The 18,484-nt window shown below is 61.5% G+C and carries 20 protein-coding genes; 10 read left to right on the forward strand and 10 right to left on the reverse strand.

Features of this window, described 5'->3' with window-relative positions:
- Positions 1-92: 92 nt before the first annotated feature.
- Positions 93-938: a transglutaminase-like domain-containing protein gene (locus A8V01_RS17125; RefSeq protein ID WP_103097238.1), complete on the reverse strand. Its 846-nt coding sequence runs from the start codon at positions 936-938 to the stop codon at positions 93-95.
- Positions 939-1,228: 290 nt separating this feature from the next.
- Between A8V01_RS17125 and A8V01_RS17130 the strand changes: the two genes are divergently transcribed.
- A complete protein-coding gene (locus A8V01_RS17130) occupies positions 1,229-1,447 on the forward strand; it encodes a hypothetical protein (RefSeq protein ID WP_103097240.1) in 219 nt (72 codons plus the stop codon).
- Between the two features lie 271 nt (positions 1,448-1,718).
- Positions 1,719-1,898 carry a hypothetical protein gene (locus A8V01_RS17135; RefSeq protein WP_103097243.1) on the forward strand — a complete coding sequence of 60 codons (180 nt, stop codon included), beginning with the start codon at positions 1,719-1,721 and terminating at the stop codon, positions 1,896-1,898.
- 62 nt (positions 1,899-1,960) lie between these two features.
- On the opposite strand, the gene A8V01_RS17140 is transcribed toward A8V01_RS17135, so the two are convergent.
- The 8 genes from A8V01_RS17140 to katE all read right to left on the reverse strand — a co-directional run bounded on the left by A8V01_RS17140 (position 1,961) and on the right by katE (position 10,570).
- On the reverse strand, positions 1,961-2,797 hold the full coding sequence (locus tag A8V01_RS17140; protein ID WP_211295044.1) for a glycosyltransferase family 2 protein: 837 nt from the start codon (positions 2,795-2,797) through the stop codon (positions 1,961-1,963).
- Positions 2,794-3,381, reverse strand: a complete 588-nt coding sequence (locus A8V01_RS17145) for an SAM-dependent methyltransferase (protein ID WP_103097249.1) — start codon at positions 3,379-3,381, stop codon at positions 2,794-2,796. Before A8V01_RS17145 ends, A8V01_RS17140 begins: the two co-directional genes overlap by 4 nt.
- Positions 3,378-4,058: a PIG-L deacetylase family protein gene (locus A8V01_RS17150; protein ID WP_245892671.1), complete on the reverse strand. Its 681-nt coding sequence runs from the start codon at positions 4,056-4,058 to the stop codon at positions 3,378-3,380. Before A8V01_RS17150 ends, A8V01_RS17145 begins: the two co-directional genes overlap by 4 nt.
- Positions 4,052-5,182: an acyl-CoA dehydrogenase family protein gene (locus tag A8V01_RS17155; protein WP_103097254.1), complete on the reverse strand. Its 1,131-nt coding sequence runs from the start codon at positions 5,180-5,182 to the stop codon at positions 4,052-4,054. Before A8V01_RS17155 ends, A8V01_RS17150 begins: the two co-directional genes overlap by 7 nt.
- Positions 5,179-6,222: a glycosyltransferase gene (locus A8V01_RS17160; RefSeq protein ID WP_103097257.1), complete on the reverse strand. Its 1,044-nt coding sequence runs from the start codon at positions 6,220-6,222 to the stop codon at positions 5,179-5,181. Before A8V01_RS17160 ends, A8V01_RS17155 begins: the two co-directional genes overlap by 4 nt.
- Positions 6,219-7,175 (reverse strand): glycosyltransferase family 2 protein, encoded by a 957-nt coding sequence (locus A8V01_RS17165; RefSeq protein WP_103097260.1) that lies wholly within the window; start codon positions 7,173-7,175, stop codon positions 6,219-6,221. The genes A8V01_RS17160 and A8V01_RS17165 overlap by 4 nt, the downstream gene beginning before the upstream one ends.
- Positions 7,168-8,265, reverse strand: a complete 1,098-nt coding sequence (locus A8V01_RS17170; protein ID WP_103097292.1) for a glycosyltransferase — start codon at positions 8,263-8,265, stop codon at positions 7,168-7,170. The genes A8V01_RS17165 and A8V01_RS17170 overlap by 8 nt, the downstream gene beginning before the upstream one ends.
- Positions 8,266-8,341: 76 nt before the next feature.
- Positions 8,342-10,570 carry a catalase gene (katE, locus tag A8V01_RS17175; RefSeq protein WP_103097295.1) on the reverse strand — a complete coding sequence of 743 codons (2,229 nt, stop codon included), beginning with the start codon at positions 10,568-10,570 and terminating at the stop codon, positions 8,342-8,344.
- 190 nt (positions 10,571-10,760) lie between these two features.
- On the opposite strand from katE, the gene A8V01_RS17180 reads away from it, so the two are divergent.
- The 6 genes from A8V01_RS17180 to A8V01_RS17200 all read left to right on the forward strand — a co-directional run bounded on the left by A8V01_RS17180 (position 10,761) and on the right by A8V01_RS17200 (position 15,578).
- Positions 10,761-11,495, forward strand: coding sequence for a Crp/Fnr family transcriptional regulator (locus A8V01_RS17180; protein WP_211295048.1), 735 nt, complete (start codon positions 10,761-10,763; stop codon positions 11,493-11,495).
- 156 nt (positions 11,496-11,651) lie between these two features.
- Complete coding sequence (locus tag A8V01_RS29345) at positions 11,652-12,143, forward strand: PAS domain-containing protein (protein WP_245892673.1); 492 nt, start codon at positions 11,652-11,654, stop codon at positions 12,141-12,143.
- A 15-nt stretch (positions 12,144-12,158) separates the two neighbouring features.
- Positions 12,159-12,926, forward strand: a complete 768-nt coding sequence (locus A8V01_RS17190; RefSeq protein WP_245892675.1) for a sensor histidine kinase — start codon at positions 12,159-12,161, stop codon at positions 12,924-12,926.
- Between the two features lie 11 nt (positions 12,927-12,937).
- Positions 12,938-13,258 (forward strand): response regulator, encoded by a 321-nt coding sequence (locus tag A8V01_RS17195; protein ID WP_245892676.1) that lies wholly within the window; start codon positions 12,938-12,940, stop codon positions 13,256-13,258.
- Positions 13,259-13,651: 393 nt separating this feature from the next.
- Positions 13,652-13,933 carry a hypothetical protein gene (locus A8V01_RS28265; RefSeq protein WP_146037299.1) on the forward strand — a complete coding sequence of 94 codons (282 nt, stop codon included), beginning with the start codon at positions 13,652-13,654 and terminating at the stop codon, positions 13,931-13,933.
- Positions 13,934-14,414: 481 nt separating this feature from the next.
- Complete coding sequence (locus A8V01_RS17200) at positions 14,415-15,578, forward strand: extracellular catalytic domain type 1 short-chain-length polyhydroxyalkanoate depolymerase (protein ID WP_103097265.1); 1,164 nt, start codon at positions 14,415-14,417, stop codon at positions 15,576-15,578.
- A gap of 28 nt (positions 15,579-15,606) precedes the next feature.
- Here A8V01_RS17200 and A8V01_RS17205 read toward each other — a convergent pair whose 3' ends face one another.
- Complete coding sequence (locus tag A8V01_RS17205) at positions 15,607-16,452, reverse strand: N-formylglutamate amidohydrolase (protein ID WP_103097268.1); 846 nt, start codon at positions 16,450-16,452, stop codon at positions 15,607-15,609.
- A 14-nt stretch (positions 16,453-16,466) separates the two neighbouring features.
- Here A8V01_RS17205 and A8V01_RS17210 point away from each other — a divergent pair, with 14 nt between their 5' ends.
- Together A8V01_RS17210 and A8V01_RS17215 are read left to right on the forward strand one after the other, a co-directional pair.
- Positions 16,467-17,405, forward strand: a complete 939-nt coding sequence (locus A8V01_RS17210) for a transglutaminase family protein (RefSeq protein ID WP_103097274.1) — start codon at positions 16,467-16,469, stop codon at positions 17,403-17,405.
- Between the two features lie 5 nt (positions 17,406-17,410).
- Complete coding sequence (locus A8V01_RS17215) at positions 17,411-18,226, forward strand: transglutaminase-like domain-containing protein (protein WP_103097276.1); 816 nt, start codon at positions 17,411-17,413, stop codon at positions 18,224-18,226.
- Positions 18,227-18,484: the final 258 nt, after the last annotated feature.

An 18,484-nucleotide genomic window follows, 5' to 3' on the forward strand; every position in this document is an offset into this window, starting at 1 on the left:
CCTTTCGCATCAGTGGCGTAGGCCCGGACAAAAATGGCAGCGGGCGTTTAGCGGCTGATAAAGTGAAGGCTGTTCCAGGCCGTTCCCAACGTTCATGCCGCGAGCGCCAGAGATCCGGCTGGGCGGGCATCCTGTGACGTCTCTTCGGTGACCACCTCGAAGCTGACCAGACGCATCTCACCAAACGCAGTCGAAAGGGCTGTATCGGCAGCGTCGCGACCGCAGGCCATCAGGATGCGGCCGATGCGGGGTGTTCGGTGACGCGCATCGAAGCTAAACCAGTCTCCATCAAGATAAACTTCGAACCACGCGTGAAAATCCATCGCTGCAGGCAAAGGCGGCACGCCGATGTCGCCAAGATAACCGCTGCAGTAGCGTGCCGGAATATTCAGGCAGCGGCATAGCGCCACCGCGAGATGCGCGAAGTCGCGGCACACCCCGACCCTTTCGTTGTACGCCTCCCATGCGGTCCGCGTTGCGCGCGCATGCTGATACCCGTAATCCAGATGGCCATGAACGAAGTCGACGACCGCCTGAACCCGCTGCCAACCGGGCTCTATATGACCAAACTTTTCCCAGGCAATCTCGCTGAACAGATCCGTCTCGCAATACCGTGAGGCGAGAAGAAATACCAGCGCATCGCTGGGAAGATCCGCAATGTCATGCTGCCGCGCCATGGGGACTTGCCGATCAGGCACGCCATCATCCTCGATGATGAAGTCGCAACTGATCTGTGTTTGACCCACAGGAAGGGTCATGCGCGTACAGACATTGTCAAACCCGTCGCGATATTCGACCGCCGTCAATTGAGGATCCGTGACGATCTCATGCTTCGACTTCAGATCGCACATTCGTTCAGGTCGAACACTAGTCATCAGTACCAGAGGCGTCTCTCGACAAGTCTCAACAACGATCTTGTAGCCTGCCTGGATCAGCATCTTGACCTCAACGACCTATCATCAGCGGTAATTCGAGCTTGCCTTGGTTACTGAAGAAAGCCCAACCCTGGAATTTGGTTGCACAGCGTGCCGCTTTGGCGCCGGAGACAGATGCGTAGTGACGAGACGGCCGCCAGCCGTGACCGGGCCGAGAGTGCCTTTTGATGGTTGCGACACAATGGCGCGCACCAGTCCGTCAAGGCAAAGCGTGCCAAGGAAACCAGCCCCGCATTCCTGGGAACAATCATAAACACCGAACGCTGCTGCCTCGCCTAACAGGAGGAAAACCCATGAATATCAAAGTCGCCTCGGTACTATCCCTTCTCGTGGTACTCGCCTCCGGGACATCGGCATGTTCACGCGGCGCAACGCGTGGCGGATTGATTGGCGGCGCCGGCGGCGCGGTCTTGGGCAGTGCCACCGGTCTTGGCACGACGGAAGGCGCCGTCGTTGGCGGTACGGCAGGCGCAATTATCGGCGACAAGGACAAGCATCGTCATCACCACTGATAGCTTGCCCATCATAGTCTTCCAGACACCTTTTTTGCGGGAGGCCGGCGTACCAGGGACGCCGGCCTCTTAATTTGCGGCGCGTACGATTGCGCTGCTATGCGCGCCATCCAAACGATATGCCCGTAGCCAGCCTGCCCTGCGATCGGCTTTATAAAGCGGCGTACCGTTGTGACGTGGCGAAACAAGGTCCTCGCTGGGAACCAATCCAGCCCGGCGGGCGCTGCAAGGATACAACGGGCCACATTGAGCCCTCAGCCAGGAGACAATCATGAGCATCGAAGGCAAAGCCAAGGAAGCGGCCGGCTACGTCAAGGAAGAGCTGAACGAACACGCCAAGTCGCCCGAGAGCCAGAAGAAGGCTCAGGAGGGCCGCGATCTGCGCAACGAAGGACGGCTGGAAGATGGCAAGCCGCCGATTATCTCCGAGCCGGGCGCTGGCAAGAAGTGAAACATCATACCCCCGCTCAGGCGGGGATATTTTTTGCTTCGGGCTCGCACCGCAACGACCTTTCAGTCGACCATTGCAGCCTGAATCTCTTCCCCGGTGGGCGCTCGCTTGATCGCCAGCAGTTTCTCGTCCCACTCGATCAGGCCCGCCTTGGCGAAGGCGCTCAGCCATCCATACATCGGCCATACTCCCCATTTCTCGTAAAAGACCTGCGCATTGCGCACGATGTCGTGGAAGTGCTGGAGTGGCGGGTCGAAACCGGGATGGTGCTGGTGAAACGCGCCCGGCCCACCCATGAACAGTAGCGGCAATCCGGCCCTCTCAGCCCCGAAACCAAAATCGGTATCTTCCGCACCGTAGCCTGTGAAGCGTTGGTCGAACCCACCAAGGGCGTCGAAACGCGAACGGCGTATTCCGAAGACCAGCGACCAGAAAAGGCCCGGGTTATCGACCTGCCGTAACCCGGACACCGGAAAATCACGAACGGGATGGCCACGGGCATGAACCATGAGGTCCGCCTCCTCCCAGTTCGAGCGTGCGTCGTCCGGACCAAGATATCGAACCTCGGCACAGATCAGCGCGTCTTGCTGACTTAGCGTCCGGGTCATCGCGCCAACAAGACCGCGCATCGCGATGCAATCGACATCAAGAAAGAGCAGGTGGTCACCGGTTGCCACCGCGGCGGCAGCGTTTCGCGCCGCCGCGAGAGGTAGCCCACCTGTGGAGAGGCGGATGAGTTTGTTCGCAAAGGGCAGATCGTCGATGCCGACCGGAGGCGAACTGTTCATGTCGACGATGATGAGCTCGTCCGGATAATGATCGCTGCGCCGGAGACCTTCGATCAATTGCGCGAGGTGCCCGGCCCGGTTCCGCACGATCGTCAGAACGCTGATGCTCATCTCGTCTTGCGCCATAGATCGAGGCGATAGTGCATGCGTCGCTCGGCTATCGATACCGACACTTGTTTACCCACGATTGCATGGAGCTTGTTCACGACCTCATCTCCGTCTTGCGGATAGTCGGTCTCTCCAGTCCAGTGAACGAGGAGCAGGTCGCCCCCGGGCACGAGATGTTCCTGCAACCAGACGCCGGTCTGCGCAAGGTCGTCATCGTGCCAGTAATAGGCGACCTCGGACAGGACTATGAGATCGAAGTCGCGGTCGGGCGCCTGCGCGGGGAAGCGCATGTTGGCAAAGCCGACATGGTCAAGGTCGGCACAGCGCCGACGGGCAGCTCGCAGAGCGGTGCCGCTTACGTCGAGGGAGAACAGTGACGCTACCTTGCCTGCAAGACTTCGGGTCAGCACGCCCTTGGCGCAGCCGACCTCCAGGCCGGCAGCATAACGGCGTGCCCCCAGCGCCTCGATCGAGTGCCTGTACTTGGCCTGCTCATACGCGCTGGTCTCCAGGTCCCACGGATCGGGCGTTCCCAGGAACATCGCTTCGAAATACTCGGGCGGCATGCTGGCTGCGTGTCGGGTCATCTGCCCGTCCTTACAAAAAGGATGTCGCGCGCTGCCATGCGCTGCTCATCGGCAGGGAGCCGGAAGCCTGGGCCGTACGAAAGTGTCAACTGGCTGCGGTGCGCGCGCAGGGCCCTTCGGCGTTTCCCGATCGGCATCGACCTTGTCCGGAGGGGCGTGAATGCCTTTACCGGCAGATGCGGAGCCCAGACGCAGTACTCCGCCACCCGGATCGGCCGTTTGGCGCAGCGAGCGACCGCATAGGCTAGGTGCGCAGCTGCCGCGTGATCGCAATGCGGTTCATGATGGGCGGTCACGGCAATCGCATCGACGCGCCGCCGCCGGCACAAGGCAGCCATCTGCGACACGCTCTTTTGAAACTCCATACTCTGCGGCGTTTCCGGTCGCGCATCGCGCCAACCAAGACAGACAGGAGCATACCGCCGACAACCGGTGAGGTAGAAAAGAGACAAGCCCGCTTCCCGCAGCCGCACACCGACAAGCTTGCGAACGCCGCCATCCGTATGCGGATGAGAGCCGGAACCGTCAGTCAGATAGACTACCCCGGCCAGGCGCGATCCCGCGGCGGTCTGGGCAATGAGTGCCCCCGTTCCCAAGGTTTCATCATCCGGGTGCGGCGCCAGTACCAGCCACCGCGTTGCGCGCCACGGCGCCTGATCGAGCCTTTGCGCTACCACAACGCATCCTCGCTTCCCCATGCATCATGGTCGAGCCAGGCGAGCGCCGCCTGGTCGCGCGCGTAATCGGGTCCGGCCTGTCGCAGATAGAGGGAAAGGTCGCGAATGATCTTGTCGATACGCTGGCCGTCCATGGCGCTACGCGTGCCAATGATGCGCGTAGCAAGCTCCATGACGTCGAGGCCCGCACGCTCGACGACACCGCGCGTGAGCCGCGCGAATGCGGGTCCATCGCGATCCTGCGCAGCGGCTCGAGCGGCACATTCGCGGACCCATAGATAGGCGGTACGGGCAGCGACGACGCAATCTGCAAACTTCGCGCGCTGAAGCGGATCGCCACGCGCCTGATCGGACATTGCGTCTCGCGTCTCGCTAAGCAGCGCCTCGATGCCTCCCAGTTGAACTGCGGCAAACCGCCAGGCGCCGGTGGTAAACCAGGGATCTAGGTCGTAATCGCCTGGCGCGCCAAGAAGGTCGGCCGGGGAGACCCGCAAATCGGTGAGGTCGTAGATCCCGCTGTTGCTTGCGCGCATTCCGCGCATGCGCCACTGCGAAAGATTGGCGCGCTGCGCATCATCGGCTGCGACGATCACAAGTTGGCGACTGCCTGTCCGGGGCATAGCGGTGACTATCGCATGCGAAAGTCCGCCCGCGCCGCTCGCAAAGCTCTTCGCGCCTTCTAGTTTCATGCTGCCATCGGTCCGGCCGATAAGCTTGACCCCTGGCGGGGGCTCGGTTGCCCAGACGCCGTAGAACGCGCCAGCCGACAGGGCATGGGAGAGCTGGGATATCTGATCGGGCGATCCGTACCATTCAAGGAGGGCCAGCGCATTAACATGACCTTCGAACAAGCGCCCGACACTAAGGTCAGCGCGGCCAATGATACGAAGGACATCCATGAGCGAACCGTAACGATCCAGGGAATCTTTGAAGATCGTCCCACCTGCTTGCGGACTAGCAAAATCGCGATGAAGCCCGGCTCCTGCCAGCATGCGCATGCTTTCCAGAGGAAACACCGGTGCCGCGTCGTAGCGGACGCCAAGCTCGATCAGTTTATCCGCCAGGGCCGATGCCCGCACCCTTGGCGTTTCCTGCTCGCGCTGAGAAGTGGATAAGCGGCTCACGCCTGGAGTTCTCCGCGTTCGAGCATCAGGTCTGCGTGCCGTTCAAGCCATTCAGCGACTTTGGAAGCGGCGTGAGGATCGTAGAGTCCGCGCCGAGGCGCCGCCGGGCGGCCGACGGCATCCTCCAGGAGACGTGGCCAGCACAACCCTGCAGGCCATTCGGGCACGACAATCGCGGCGCCGAGAGCCTTCAACCCCCGGCCTGACGCTTCCTGCTCCCCGAAAGGTCTCTCTTGCGGGATGCAGATGAAGGGTTTGTCTGCCGCCATGACCGCGCCTACCAGCCCATCTCCTGCAGACCCGACAACGATCGCGGCGTGAGCGATTTCGACCTCCGGGCGCGACACCCATCCGCACATCTCGAGATTGGCGGGGCAATCGCGAGCAGGCGTTGCAGGGCCGATCACCCGCCAGCGCCATTGCGGGCAGGCCCGCGCGGCGTCGGCGATAAGATCACCGTCGCCCGGCTCGCCTCCTTGTCCCATGACAACGAGGATGCGGTTGGCGTGCGCTTGCGCGCGGACGGGCGGCGCTGTCACTCCGGGCACATACAACGTCTTTTCCCGGACCCAGTCGGGTATGGTGGGCACCTCGAACGCGGGCTGGAAGGGCGCAAGAATAGCCGACGCGCCCCTGAATGCGTCAAGGTGCGCAGGATCGGAGCGCTCACCGCCAAGACGGACGTAAACGGTCGGGACAGAGGCCAATCGGGCGATCATCGCTACCTCGACGGAGACGTCAACCACCAGAAGGCTCGGCTCAGCCTCCGCAATCCAGTTCGTTATCTTCGCAGCGCGCAGCCGCACACCTTCATGGAAGAGGGGCGCGTAGTGAAGAGCGTCGGGACGCGAGGCCGCCTGGTCGATGCCATCGAAGCGGCCGGATGGCGGGCGGTCGTCGGGCAGATCGATGTCACCGTCCTTCATGCCCGTTCCAAGCAGAACGATCGGCCGTGAAGCCTTCGCCCGTATCGCCTCGGCACGGTGCAGATGCCCGGCACCGTGGTGATGGACGTAATAGCCGATCGGTCGGCGGCTCATGGCCGGATGTCCAGGATCATATCGCTGGGCATTGGCGGCAGAAGCTGCTCTTCCCGCGCGATCCTCATTTGTCCTCCCGGCCTTGCTCTCAAGCGTCTGCGCCAAAGCGCCCGTTCACGCCAGTGTCCGAAATCTGGCATGCTTAACGGCTTGCCCGATGCCGCCAGATCGAACATCTCCTGCATGGCCTGCGCCATACCGCCTTCGGCTCTTCCGTCGCGGCGCGAAGAGACAAACGTGAACACGTCCGCCGGATGCGCCAGGCGACCGCCGCAGGCTGTCGCGGCGGCAACCAGGGCACGATCTTCGCCTGAGCGCAACAAGGGGACCCCGCCGCACCGGGCATAGAGCCCGCCGCGCAAAGCCAGCGATGCGCCCGTGTGATCGCCGTGACGCGGCGCTGGATTCCAAGGGAGGGGATCCAGAGCGTCCTCGATCTCCCGTACAGCTTCCCAGTAGGCATCGTGCGCTTTCTTGAGCGCGACGACCTCGTGCGGCATCTCCTCGCGGGAATCTATGACGATGCGGCCACCGACAATATCAGCGCCGCGCGCGAAGCCACCGATCGTGGCGTGGAGCCATTGCGGCGGTGGGCGCGTATCCGCGTCGGTGCTCACAAGGATACCGTCTTCCCGGCCGCTCAACAAAGCGAGCCCCGTATTCATGGCGAGGCGTCGGGCGGAACCGGCGTGAGCGAGATCCGGCGGAAACGTGGCATTCTTGATGTGAATGCGAAGGCGACCTCGATAATTCGATCGCGCGTTTTCAGCAATCTCGCCGCTCTTGTCCGTCGTGTTGTTGAGCGCGATTACCACCTCGATCTGCCCACCCAGTGATTGCGCGGCCAGCGCTTCCAGCAACGTCGGCAAGCGTGCAGCTTCATCCCGGGCAGGAACGCACACGACAAGATCCACGGCTTCAGGCGCTTTCAGGAGGTTTGCATCTTCAGGCATGGAGCAATGGCGCTACTGCAGCTTCTTCGGCCGCGTCATTCGCGGCAATTCGCCGCAGATACAGCGCTTCGTAGCTATCAATCATACGGCGCGCATCGCAGGTCTGTTCGGCGCGCCGGCGGCAATCCTCGCGTTTGAGCGAGAGCGCGGCCTGCGCTGCCTGAGCAAGCGAGCGGACATCGTCCGGGACCGCCAGGACCCCGCAGGTTTCGTCGAGAATTTCCGGGATGGCGCCGCGTGCGAAGGCCGCGACAGGCACACCGCACGCCAATGATTCCGCGACAACCAGACCGTAAGGTTCGTCCCACATCGGCGTGCACAGGAAAGCGCGTGCACCTCCTACCAGCCTCGCGAGCGCACCATGATCGAGATGACCGACATGCACTGCATTGCGGCCAAGATGCGGTTTTATCCGCGCCTCGAAATAGGCCTGGTCCAGGACCGGGCCTGCGATATGCAAAGGCAAGCCGATCATCCTTGCGGCCTCTATCGCAAAGTGCAGACCCTTTTCCGGCACTATGCGCCCGTACCAGACGAGATAGGGCGTCGGGTCGGGCTCCGGGCTGAACGCAAATCCATCAAGGTCGATACCGTTGAGAATGATTTGGTCGGTTCGCGCCACGTGATCCCACAGATCTGCCACCGAGCGCGAGACGGCGGCGAAGCTGTGACTGGCCGCAGTGCAGAGGCGCACGCCGCTCTCGAGCCAACAGAACGGCGGTGTGTGTAGGGTCGTGACCATCGGCATGGGAAGGGTCTCGGCCATGGACACTGGCAGGTAGTGCAGCGAGTTGTTGTGGACCACATCGAACGGCCGGTGCCGCAGGTTTTTCATCAGCGTCAGATAGGCATGATGCTCCTTGAAAAACGCTACGTCCTGGGCCTCGGCAGTTCCGACCTCGGCCAGGGCCGTGGCGTCGCAGACCGCCTCAAGACCCAATGAGACATCCGATCGCGCCGAGGCAAAGACCGTTACATCATGTCCCCTCCCGCGCAGCGCGCGGGCGAGCAGATGGGTGTGCATCTCAAGACCTCCCGCGAAGGGTTCGCGGATCGGATACTTGAGATGAGAGATTATGGCGATGCGCAGTCGCCTGGAGCTGTGAGGGGCAGCCGGGAGGGGCATGACGCCCTCTCCCGGGCAGGCGTCGTCACTGCCGGCAGGGTCAGGCTGCAGACTGTGCATCCAGGTCCACCTCCAGCTCGCGCGGCCAGTGGCGCAAGGTGCGGCATGCCTCCAGGAAGGCAGTCGCGTCCCTGGCACTCGTCAGAGGGAGACAGGCTTCGTCGAGATCGTCGGCGATTCCGGCCTTGGCGAACAGCGGCTGCGCTTCGGCGGAGAAACCGATGAACTTGCAGTGCGCGAAGGCATCAGTGACGAAATCCTTCGCCGGCGCATCGTTGGCCAGAAGCGCGGCGCCCTCCGCGGAAACCACGAGGGCCACCGCATCGTACAGTACCGAGGGACCGCCATCGATCTTCTGCTTGGCAGCCACAGTCTTGCCGTCGGAAAGCGTCACGCCTGCGATCTTGGGCGCGATGACCTCATAGACGGCACCTTCCTTCTCGATCGCCTTCACAAGAGCGGCAAAGAGCTTGGCGTCGGCACCGTCGGTGAGCAGGATCCCGAGTTTGCGCCCCTTGAACGTGGCAGGGCCGTTCCGGACGATGCTCAGTTTCTCCGAAGGCGGCAAATCGGTAATGGGCGCGCATGCTGCCCGCGCCCGATCAGGCAGCGCCATCCCTAGCCCGTCGGCGACCGTGGCCGCCAGACCTTCGTCGACATTGAGGAGATGGGAAAGCGTCCTCAAGCGAATGTCGGGGCGCTCGACCTTGGAGAGCTCGAACACCAGCGCATCGCCGATATGCTTTTGCTCTATCGGGGTCTGCGAAACGAAGAACTGCCGTGCCTGGCTGTAGTGATCGGCAAAGGTTTCCGAACGGATACGCTGCTTGGGGCCATCGGCGACCTCCTCGAAAGTTGTGAAGCCACGAGCCGGATCTTCGCGGGGACCGCCATCGGTCGGCCCCCAGCTGTTGGGCTCGTAGTTCGCCCGTCCCTTGGGGTTGCGCATCGCCATGTGCCCGTCCTGCTGGAAATGATGCATCGGGCACTTGGGGGCGTTGATCGGAATATGGGTGAAGTTGGGGCCGCCCAGACGCTTGATCTGGGTGTCGAGATACGAGAAGTTGCGGCCCTGGAGTAGCGGATCGTTCGAGAAGTCGATGCCGGGCGGCACGTTCTGCGTGCAGAAGGCAACCTGCTCGGTCTCCGCGAAGAAATTGTCGACCACCCGGTCGAGCACCAGGCGGCCCACCACCCGCACCGGCACGAGTTCTTCTGGGATGAGTTTGGTGGCATCGAGGACGTCGAAGTCGAAGCTTTCAGCGAAAGCATCGTCAAACAGCTGCACGCCCAGCTCCCACTCGGGATAATCGCCCGAATTGATCGCATCCCACAAGTCGCGGCGATGGAAGTCCGGATCGGCGCCGTTGATCTTGACAGCCTCATTCCACAGAACGGACTGCAGCCCCTGTTTCGGCTTCCAGTGGAACTTGACGAAGGTCGATCGGCCTTGTGCGTCAAGCAGGCGGAAGGTGTGGACCCCGAAGCCTTCCATAGTACGGAAGGAGCGAGGAATGGCACGGTCCGACATGGCCCACATGATCATGTGGAAGCTTTCCGGCGTCAGACTGATAAAGTCCCAGAAATTGTCATGCGCGGTCTGTGCCTGGGGGAAGGCGCGATCCGGCTCCGGCTTTGCTGCATGGATGAGGTCGGGGAACTTCATCGCATCCTGGATGAAGAAGACCGGGATATTGTTGCCGACAAGATCCCAGTTACCTTCCTGGGTATAGAGCTTGACGGCAAAGCCGCGCACATCGCGGGCCAGATCCACCGAACCCTTGGATCCGGCAACCGTCGAAAAGCGTACGAAGGCCGGGGTCTTTTCGCCGACCCGCTGAAACACATCTGCACGCGTGACGTCGGCAAGGCTGTCGGTCAGCTCGAAATAGCCGTGGGCGGCATAGCCGCGCGCATGGACCACGCGCTCGGGGATACGCTCGTGGTCGAAATGGAACATCTTCTCGCGAAAATGAAAATCCTCCAGCAAGGTCGGCCCCCGCGCGCCCTGCTTGAGACTGTTCTGGTTGTCCGAAACCGGAACCCCTTGCTGTGTGGTCATTACCGCGACATCGCCACCCGCGCTTTGCCGGGTTTCGCCGCCCGGACCCTGAGGTTCTTCATACGCAAAGGAGATTTTTGCGTCGGCCGGGATCGGCTCGGCCTTCTGTGGCGATTCCCCTGCCATATCGGCACCTGCCAGGTCGGCCTGGGTGCGGGGGGCACGCCGGGAAGAGGATGACGGCGATCGGGAGGGGGTCTTGGCCATGGTCATTCCTTATGGATTGATTTGCCCACCCAACCCGGGAGCTTGTTGCGGGTTGCCGCTTAAAATCGGAAATTAACTTGGGTCAAAACGATTTGTTGGCTGCGGCTGGAAACGGATTTGGAGAGCTGTCCGTTAGGGATCGAGCGTGCGAAAGCGCACTGCCTCGACAACCGAATTGAAAAAGGTCTCAATGTTCACGGATCGCTTTCTCAGGTTCAAGCGCGGCATGAGTCTCGACGCCAACGAACGCCTCCTGCTTGAGACATCCATTGACGAGGTGCGCACCGTTGATGCGCGCAGGATCGTCATTCGCTCAAGGACGAGGCTTCAGGAAAGCACACTTCTGGTCGAAGGTTTCATGTCGCGTTATATCGATGACAGAAACGGAATGCGTCAGCTTGTCGCCATTCACGTACCGGGTGATTTCGTCGATCTGCATGCCTATCCGCTGCAAACTCTCGACCATGATGTGGCGACCATGACATCAGCGACGATCGCGATCGTGCGCCACGAAGCGCTTGACGCGATCATCCATGAGCAGCCGCAAATGAGCCGCAAATTGTGGTTCTCGACGCTCATCGATGCCGCGATCCATCGTGCCTGGCTGTTTCGGCTCGGACGGCTCGACGCTGTCGGCAGGATCGCGCACTTCCTTTGCGAAACCAATGCCCGGCTTTTTTCGGCGGGGCTGAGCGATGGCCGCCGGTTTGCTCTTCCACTGACTCAGACCGACCTCGCTGAAATCTGCGGCCTTACCAATGTTCACGTCAATCGCGTCATGCGCCAGCTACGTGAAGCGAAGGTGTGCGTGTTTCGCTCGTCCCTTGTCGAGATTCTTGATATCGAACAGCTCGTCAAGCTGGGGCAGTTCGACCCCGATTACCTCTACCTCGAAGACCCGGATCCCGTCCTTCCCTCTCACTGAGAGCGTTCAGCATGACCCAAGCGCCACCCCCCCCGCAGCCGCATGACGACCCCGGTATCGCCAGCGCAGAAGATGGCGTGGTAATCCTCGATGGGCCCAATGGCCTGGCGGTCACCATGACGGCTCAGGCCGCAGCCAGGACCGGCCAAAGCCTGATTGAGGCAGCCGACCTGGCCGAGAAACAGGTTCGCGATCAAAGCGCATAAATTTCCCGAATTTTTCATGCCCTGCTCCATCACGGATTGGATCGGGCCAGCGAGGAACCAACGCGGGCTGGCCCTGTTCTTCCAAGTGCGCGATGTCCTTTGGTATTCGCCGGAGGAACTTGTGAAGCAGAGCGACGACTGGCACCTGACGGATATTCTCGATTACGAGCATGGCCGTGGTGATCCGTTTGCAGCAGCCGTGCGCGCCACCCGCATGCCGATGGTCATCACTGATCCGGCGCAGGACGATAACCCTATCGTTTTTTGTAATGTCGCGTTTCAGACGCTGACGGGCTATTCACGCGCAGAGATTATCGGGAGAAACTGCCGGTTTCTGCAGGGGCCCGACAGCGACGCCGGGGCGGTAGCCAAGGTCCGCGAAGCGATCGATGCGGGACACGATGTCGATGTCGATATTCTCAACTATCGCAAGGACGGCTAGACGTTCTGGAATGCCTTGTATCTCTCCCCGGTCCGCGATCAGGGGGGCGCGATCCGCTTCTTCTTTGCCTCGCAGATGGACGTCACCGAGCGTGTCGAGGCGCAGAAGATCATCAGTGACCAGAAGCATTTGGTAGAGCAGGAGGTGGAGCGGCGCACCGCCGACTTGCGCCGTGCGTTGGAGGCGAAAACGATCCTGCTGCATGAGGTCGATCACCGGGTCAAAAACAACCTGACGATGATCGGCTCGTTACTGCGTCTTCAGGTTCGAACGATTGACGACCCTGTTGTCGCCAGCAGGCTTGGCTCCATGCTGGAACGCGTGGATGCGCTGGCCACCGTGCATCGTCAACTCTACCAGTCTCACGACATTACCCTTTTCGATCTCGGAACATTTGCACAGAGCCTTGCGATCGATGTCGTCGGCGCAAGCGGGCGGGACGACATTCGCCTTCGTATCGATGCGCAACCGCTTCTTGTCGACGCGGCCAATGCCTCCGCGCTCGGTCTCATCTTGAACGAAATCCTGACCAACGCCATCAAGCATGGATTTGCTGATGGTCGGGGCGGTTGCCTCACGCTGTCGGTCGAGCGTGAAGATGGTCGAGGTATGATCCGGATTTGCGACGATGGACCGGGCCTGCCGGCCGCGAAGCGCACCAGGAGCATCGGGACTGCGCTGATCGCGAGGCTCGCCAGCCAGGCCAATGCTGAGGCCGAATGGACCGGCAACAATCCCGGCACCTGCGTCACCATAACCTTTCCGCGTAGCGAGACGACATAATGACCCCTGTGATGAATATCCTGATTGTCGAAGACGAGCTTCTTCTCGCCATGGACATCGAGGCTATAGTGGAGGACAGCGGCCACAAGGTCGTTGGCGAGGCCGCAAGCCTGAAGGACGTTCAGGATCTGCCCGATGCGACCAACCCGCATCTTGCATTTGTCGATGTTCATCTTGCGAACGGTTCCAGCGGACTTGATGTCTGCCGGCTTATCCAGGAAAGATGGCCCGATGCATTAGTGATTTTCGTCACCGCGAATGTCGCCAGGATCCCCGATGATTTTTCCGGCGCGCATGTGTTATCGCCAAGCCCTTCTCTCATGCGGGGATGACGCACGCGATCCACTATCTGGCCAACGGCGTGTTTGATCCTCCTCCTCATGTCCAGAAGCCGGCAAGTCTTACTTGTTCGCACCATCTTGAGCAGCGCTGGGCCCTCGCCTGATATCGCGCACGTGCCGTGCCGTACCAAGAAGCCGATTTGCCCAAACGGACAGGCGCGGCATGTCGATAGCAATTCGCCTGAAAAGGGCAGCACGCGTGTGTTCCCGAATTTCATCGCGGATAAGGGAAGCGCTACCCTCTCCCACTTGTCCGAAATCGCAGTGGTGCCGGGCCTGCCTGCCGCCGCAGTTCTTGTGACGTCCGGGCCCTCGACAGCGCGCGAGACACGGCAATGGAACTTCGCGGCTGTACCGGCTCTTCCTTGTTGAAAGGAGATCGACATGGAACACACCACTTCTGTGGGGCCCGAAGCGGCCCGCCCGGACGACAAGCATGAATTGCCGGGGTCGACTGGGCGCGTCGATGCCCACGATGCCAACGAACTCGACCTCAGGCACGGCCGCGCCGGCGCCGAGGCCAAGCCGTTTTCGCCTGTACGCCGGGGAGCCGCGAAAGCAGATCCGTCGCCGCAGAACAAAGGGTTGGTCTCCGAGCGGCGTACGGCTGGCAGAGATGACGGGATAAGCAACTCGACTGCGGAAGCTACCAGCTCCGGACACTGACGGCGTGGGTGACCTCCCGCAACACTTACGCCTATTTTCAACAGCGTCGAACGCCCGAACAAGGTCCCGTGGAGTCTTCCAGCCAGCCCCTTTGTCGTCTGAGACGGGAGATATCGGATCTGTATGGGCAATCGCGGCAGCATAGCTGCTTCTATATGCTTCGGTCTGACAAGTCGGCCGCTGATCGCTCAGGTCAACCATCTCGAGAAGCGGCATGAGCGAGGGGCCGGATCTGAAATGGAACGGTCCGTGTCGCTCTCCCTTTTTCCTGTCGGTAAAGCGCGAGCAACAGCCATCCGTGAAAAACCGTGCTTCGCGCTGCGAAGGGCCTGGAGGCGAACCGCGTCAGGGACCAGCAGGTAGGCTGATAAAAGGTCTTAACCCAGATCAATGCTGCCCAAGCGGACCTTGCGGTTTTCGCCTTGACCGCCACTTATTGTGCAGTGCAGCACAATAGCGGCCCTGACCCGAAGGAATTGGCATGCGGAAGATTTCGGACACGATCAGCCGTCTCGCAGCCCTACGGGCTGCCGGAAACGCAAATACCTTTCTCCCAGCAAGCAGCCGGTTGGCGCGACTCTCCAATTTCGGTCCGAATCCCGGAGCACTGAATGGATATGTCTATATTCCTCAAACGCTGAGGACGAACGCTGCGCTGGTCGTTGTCCTGCACGGCTGCACGCAAAATGCCGCCGGATACGACATCGGCGCGGGATGGTCGGACATGGCGGACCGGCACGGATTTGCGCTTATCTTCCCCGAGCAACAACGCCAGAACAATCCCAATCTATGCTTCAACTGGTTCTCACCGGGCGACAACCGGCGCGATGCAGGCGAAGCGCTTTCGATCCGACAGATGGTTGCTGCGGTCACCGCGCGGCACGGACTGGATCAGGCACGCGTGTTCGTGACCGGTTTGTCGGCAGGCGGAGCAATGACCTCGGTCATGCTCGCGGCCTATCCGGAGGTGTTCGCGGGGGGCGCGATCATTGCTGGTCTGCCCTACGGATGTGCAAATACGGTCCCGCAGGCGTTCGACCGGATGCGCGGACACGGCATGCCGAGCGGTTTGGAACTGACGGCACTGGTTCGCAGCGCTTCGGACTACGAAGGACCATGGCCCACGCTATCGATCTGGCATGGCACCGCCGATGCGACCGTGAGCCACGACAATGCCCAGGCTATCATCGACCAATGGCGCACCCTGCATGGCGCTCGGAAGGCGCCCGATCACCTCGAGGCTATCGGAGCGCATGCCCGTCGCACCTGGACCGACGCAGCGGGTCGCGAAGTAATCGAGTTGTACACCATCCACGGCATGGGTCATGGCACTCCGCTCGACACCCTGAGCGCCGACGGGTGCGGAGCCAGCGGTCCCTATCTGCTGGAGGCGAATATTTCTTCAACTCAGCGCATCTGCCACTTCTGGGGACTTGCTCACGAGACTGAGACAGGGGCCGCCAAGGTTGCGAAGCAGCCTGCGCTCGGCCCATCAGACCAGGAGGCAGCTCATGACTCGATCAGCAATGCAATGCCGCCGATTTTTGCACGCCGCCCCTTCGCCCATGACCAGCAAGCGCATCGCACCGGCGGCGTACGCAAGGTCATCGAAGATGCGCTGCGGAGCGCTGGACTGATGCGATGATGGCAGCCCCCGATTGCAGGGGTGCCGATTACGCCCTGCCCCGCCGTATGCTTTCTTGCCCAGAAGCGAGCGTCTCTTGCGCTGAGCGGTCACGCATCGACAATACACCGGCAGCTCGTCGTACCGCTTCAGCCAGATGCGTCGCCCATGCTTTTTGTCCAGACGGGCTGGCAATGAGGTCTTGGCGCACCTCGATCTCGGCGTAGCGCAGATTGCGCGCAAACGCGTGAAACGGAACTGTGTAGTCGGTTTCGTCCATGGCATAGGGCTCGTTATCCCCCACGGTCAGCTCTGAGCGCTCTCCAAGCGCATCGCGCAGTCCAAGGGCAAAATCATTCCGCCCCGAAACGTGCAATACCCCGACGTCCCAAGGCCGGGTCACTCCGTCCAACGTCGGCGTGAAGCTGTGCAGTGAGAGGAGGATCGTCTCCTCGCCGGCAGCGTGCCGAGCGTCGAGGAGCGTAGCGATCGCTGCATGATAAGGCCCGTGGATCGCGGCGGCCCGGGCAGTGCGCGACCGCTCGGTCAGACGCCGGTTTCCAGGAATCGGGGTGCCGTCCGAAATTTCGGGGATGGCGTCGGGGCGCGTGGGCAGGCGATTGCAGTCAATGACAAGGCGCGAATAGACCTGATGCAGGAAAGGCGCCTTCAACAGGATGGCCAAAGCCCGGCCAAGGCCGAGCACGCCGATGTCGATCGCTATGTGGCGCCTCAGGTCATCGGGTTGCAGACCAAGGGATTGCAAAGGGCGTGGAACCGCGGATCCCGCGTGGTCGCCGATTATCAGGAACGGCGAGTTTCCTGCGGCGTTAAATAAAGCAAACGGCGCCGGATCTCCCGGACCCAGCACGCTCTCGACCGTGCCCCCGGTCATGAGGAAACCCTTCCATGCCGTTGCTGACTATCCATCACACAACGCTGTATCGCTACCAGCAGCCTGTGTCGCTTGGTGAACATCGCATCATGATGCGGCCGCGCGAAGCGTTTGACCAGCGATTGCTCTCCGCGCGCCTGATCATCGACCCTGAGCCGAGTGAACTGCGCTGGCTGCACGACGTATTCGGCAATTCGGTTGCCGTCGCCTCGTTCGAGCGCCGCGCCCAAGCCCTGACGATCACCAGCGAGACGACGCTCGAGCATGCCCCGCTTACCCAGACGCAAGTTGACGTCGAGAACTATGCGCGCCTGTTTCCCTTTACCTATTCGGCCGAAGACATGCCCGACCTTCTGCGCTCGATCGAGCGGCAGCACCTCGACCCTGAGCGCATCGTCGACAACTGGGCGCGGGAATTCCTCCGCCACGACGCGAGCACCGGGACTGGTTCCCTGCTGACTGAGATCGCAACCAGCATCAAACGGGACTTCACCTATGTCCCGCGTCATGAAAAGGGCACCCAGTCGCCGATCGAGACATTGAAGAAGCGCCAGGGGACGTGCCGCGACTTCGCCGTTTTGATGATCGAAGCGGTTCGCGCGCTCGGCTTTGCGGCACGGTTTGTCTCGGGCTACGTCTACAATCCGTCCCGGTCCGAAGGCGTGGTCGGCGGCGGCAACACCCACGCCTGGGTCCGCATCTTCCTCCCTGGTTCCGGCTGGGTCGAGTTCGACCCCACCAACGGCATCATCGGTAATCGCGGCCTAATCCGCGTGGCAGTGGCGCGCGATCCCTACCAGGCGTTGCCGCTGTCAGGCACCTGGTTCGGCTTGCCCGCCAGCTTCCTCGGCATGGACGTAACCGTCGATGTCCACCGGGCCGATCCAGGACAATTCCCCTCCATCGGCCATGGCGCCGTAAACAGCCGCCGTTCCGGCGCTTCAGGAAAGTGACACCCATGCTGATCCGCTGTGGCTACGATATCCGATTTGAAACCGAAACGAGGACCGCGATGATGGCGATGCTCAGCCTTCACCCTTCGCGCCACCAGGACCTGCGCACCCCCCAGCGCCTGCTGGCCGACCCAGATATCCCGCTTTATCAGTTCGAGGACGTCTTCGGGAACGTCGCCACGCGCTTCAGCATACCGGCGGGCGGTGTGACCCTGTCGTGCGAATTCGTCATCGAGGACAACGGCGAGCCGGACATGCGCCCTGCCAACGGCCCGCAAATGCCGGTCGAAGACCTTCCGGATTTCGTGATGCCGTTCCTGCTGGGCAGCCGCTATTGCGAAACCGACCGCCTCATGGACGTGGCCTGGAGCAATTTCGGACACTACGGCAATGCTCGTGACAGGGTGGATGCGATCGTCGACTTCGTTCATCGGCATATTGAGTTTGGTTACCATCACGCCCGGCCCGACAAAACCGCCTGGAACGGCTATCAGGAGCGTCAGGGCGTGTGCCGCGATTTCGCTCATCTCGCCATCACGCTGTGCCGCTGCATGAACCTTCCAGCACGCTACTGCACCGGTTATCTGGGGGATATCGGGGTTCCGGCCGCCGACGCGCCAATGGACTTCAGCGCCTGGTTCGACGTCTATATCGATGGCAGTTGGTACATCCACGACGCTCGCCACAACAAGCCGCGCATCGGTCGAATCCTCATGGCGCGTGGCCGCGATGCCACCGACGTCGCCTTGACGACGGCTTTCGGGCCAGCGACCCTCGCCCGCTTCGACGTGTACACTGAAGAAATTCAGCCCGTCGAATGATAGCCGCACCGATCCGCTGCGTCCCCGGGTCGGCCCGCCCGGTGCCCAAAGTTCGCACAGGTGCGGCGCCCGAAGCTGTGCCTGCTTTCACGGTCGCGGCGATAGAGATGCCTGCTTGCGACCCTGCCCTGAACATTTATTGCTATAGCGAACGAATAGGATCTTGGAAGGTCGCAACGCCTGTTCAAAGTGCGAGGAAAGCTTGGGCATCTTCCATTAAACCTTGAACAACATTCTTACCGAACGCGTCTGTTCATA

The sequence above is a fragment of the Novosphingobium guangzhouense genome (assembly GCF_002896965.1).
GTDB lineage: Bacteria > Pseudomonadota > Alphaproteobacteria > Sphingomonadales > Sphingomonadaceae > Novosphingobium > Novosphingobium guangzhouense.

Bases quoted from the DNA above. Each gene is read 5' to 3' on its own strand.
- A8V01_RS17140 (WP_211295044.1), bottom strand. From the start codon at position 2,797: ATGAGCATCAGCGTTCTGACGATCGTGCGGAACCGGGCCGGGCACCTC.
- A8V01_RS17195 (WP_245892676.1), top strand. From the start codon at position 12,938: ATGAATATCCTGATTGTCGAAGACGAGCTTCTTCTCGCCATGGACATC.
- A8V01_RS17130 (WP_103097240.1), top strand. From the start codon at position 1,229: ATGAATATCAAAGTCGCCTCGGTACTATCCCTTCTCGTGGTACTCGCC.
- A8V01_RS17135 (WP_103097243.1), top strand. From the start codon at position 1,719: ATGAGCATCGAAGGCAAAGCCAAGGAAGCGGCCGGCTACGTCAAGGAA.
- katE (WP_103097295.1), bottom strand. From the start codon at position 10,570: ATGGCCAAGACCCCCTCCCGATCGCCGTCATCCTCTTCCCGGCGTGCC.
- A8V01_RS17205 (WP_103097268.1), bottom strand. From the start codon at position 16,452: ATGACCGGGGGCACGGTCGAGAGCGTGCTGGGTCCGGGAGATCCGGCG.
- A8V01_RS17125 (WP_103097238.1), bottom strand. From the start codon at position 938: ATGCTGATCCAGGCAGGCTACAAGATCGTTGTTGAGACTTGTCGAGAG.
- A8V01_RS28265 (WP_146037299.1), top strand. From the start codon at position 13,652: ATGGAACACACCACTTCTGTGGGGCCCGAAGCGGCCCGCCCGGACGAC.
- A8V01_RS17200 (WP_103097265.1), top strand. From the start codon at position 14,415: ATGCGGAAGATTTCGGACACGATCAGCCGTCTCGCAGCCCTACGGGCT.
- A8V01_RS17210 (WP_103097274.1), top strand. From the start codon at position 16,467: ATGCCGTTGCTGACTATCCATCACACAACGCTGTATCGCTACCAGCAG.
- A8V01_RS17160 (WP_103097257.1), bottom strand. From the start codon at position 6,222: ATGAGCCGCCGACCGATCGGCTATTACGTCCATCACCACGGTGCCGGG.
- A8V01_RS17215 (WP_103097276.1), top strand. From the start codon at position 17,411: ATGCTGATCCGCTGTGGCTACGATATCCGATTTGAAACCGAAACGAGG.
- A8V01_RS17165 (WP_103097260.1), bottom strand. From the start codon at position 7,175: ATGCCTGAAGATGCAAACCTCCTGAAAGCGCCTGAAGCCGTGGATCTT.
- A8V01_RS17180 (WP_211295048.1), top strand. From the start codon at position 10,761: ATGTTCACGGATCGCTTTCTCAGGTTCAAGCGCGGCATGAGTCTCGAC.
- A8V01_RS17145 (WP_103097249.1), bottom strand. From the start codon at position 3,381: ATGACCCGACACGCAGCCAGCATGCCGCCCGAGTATTTCGAAGCGATG.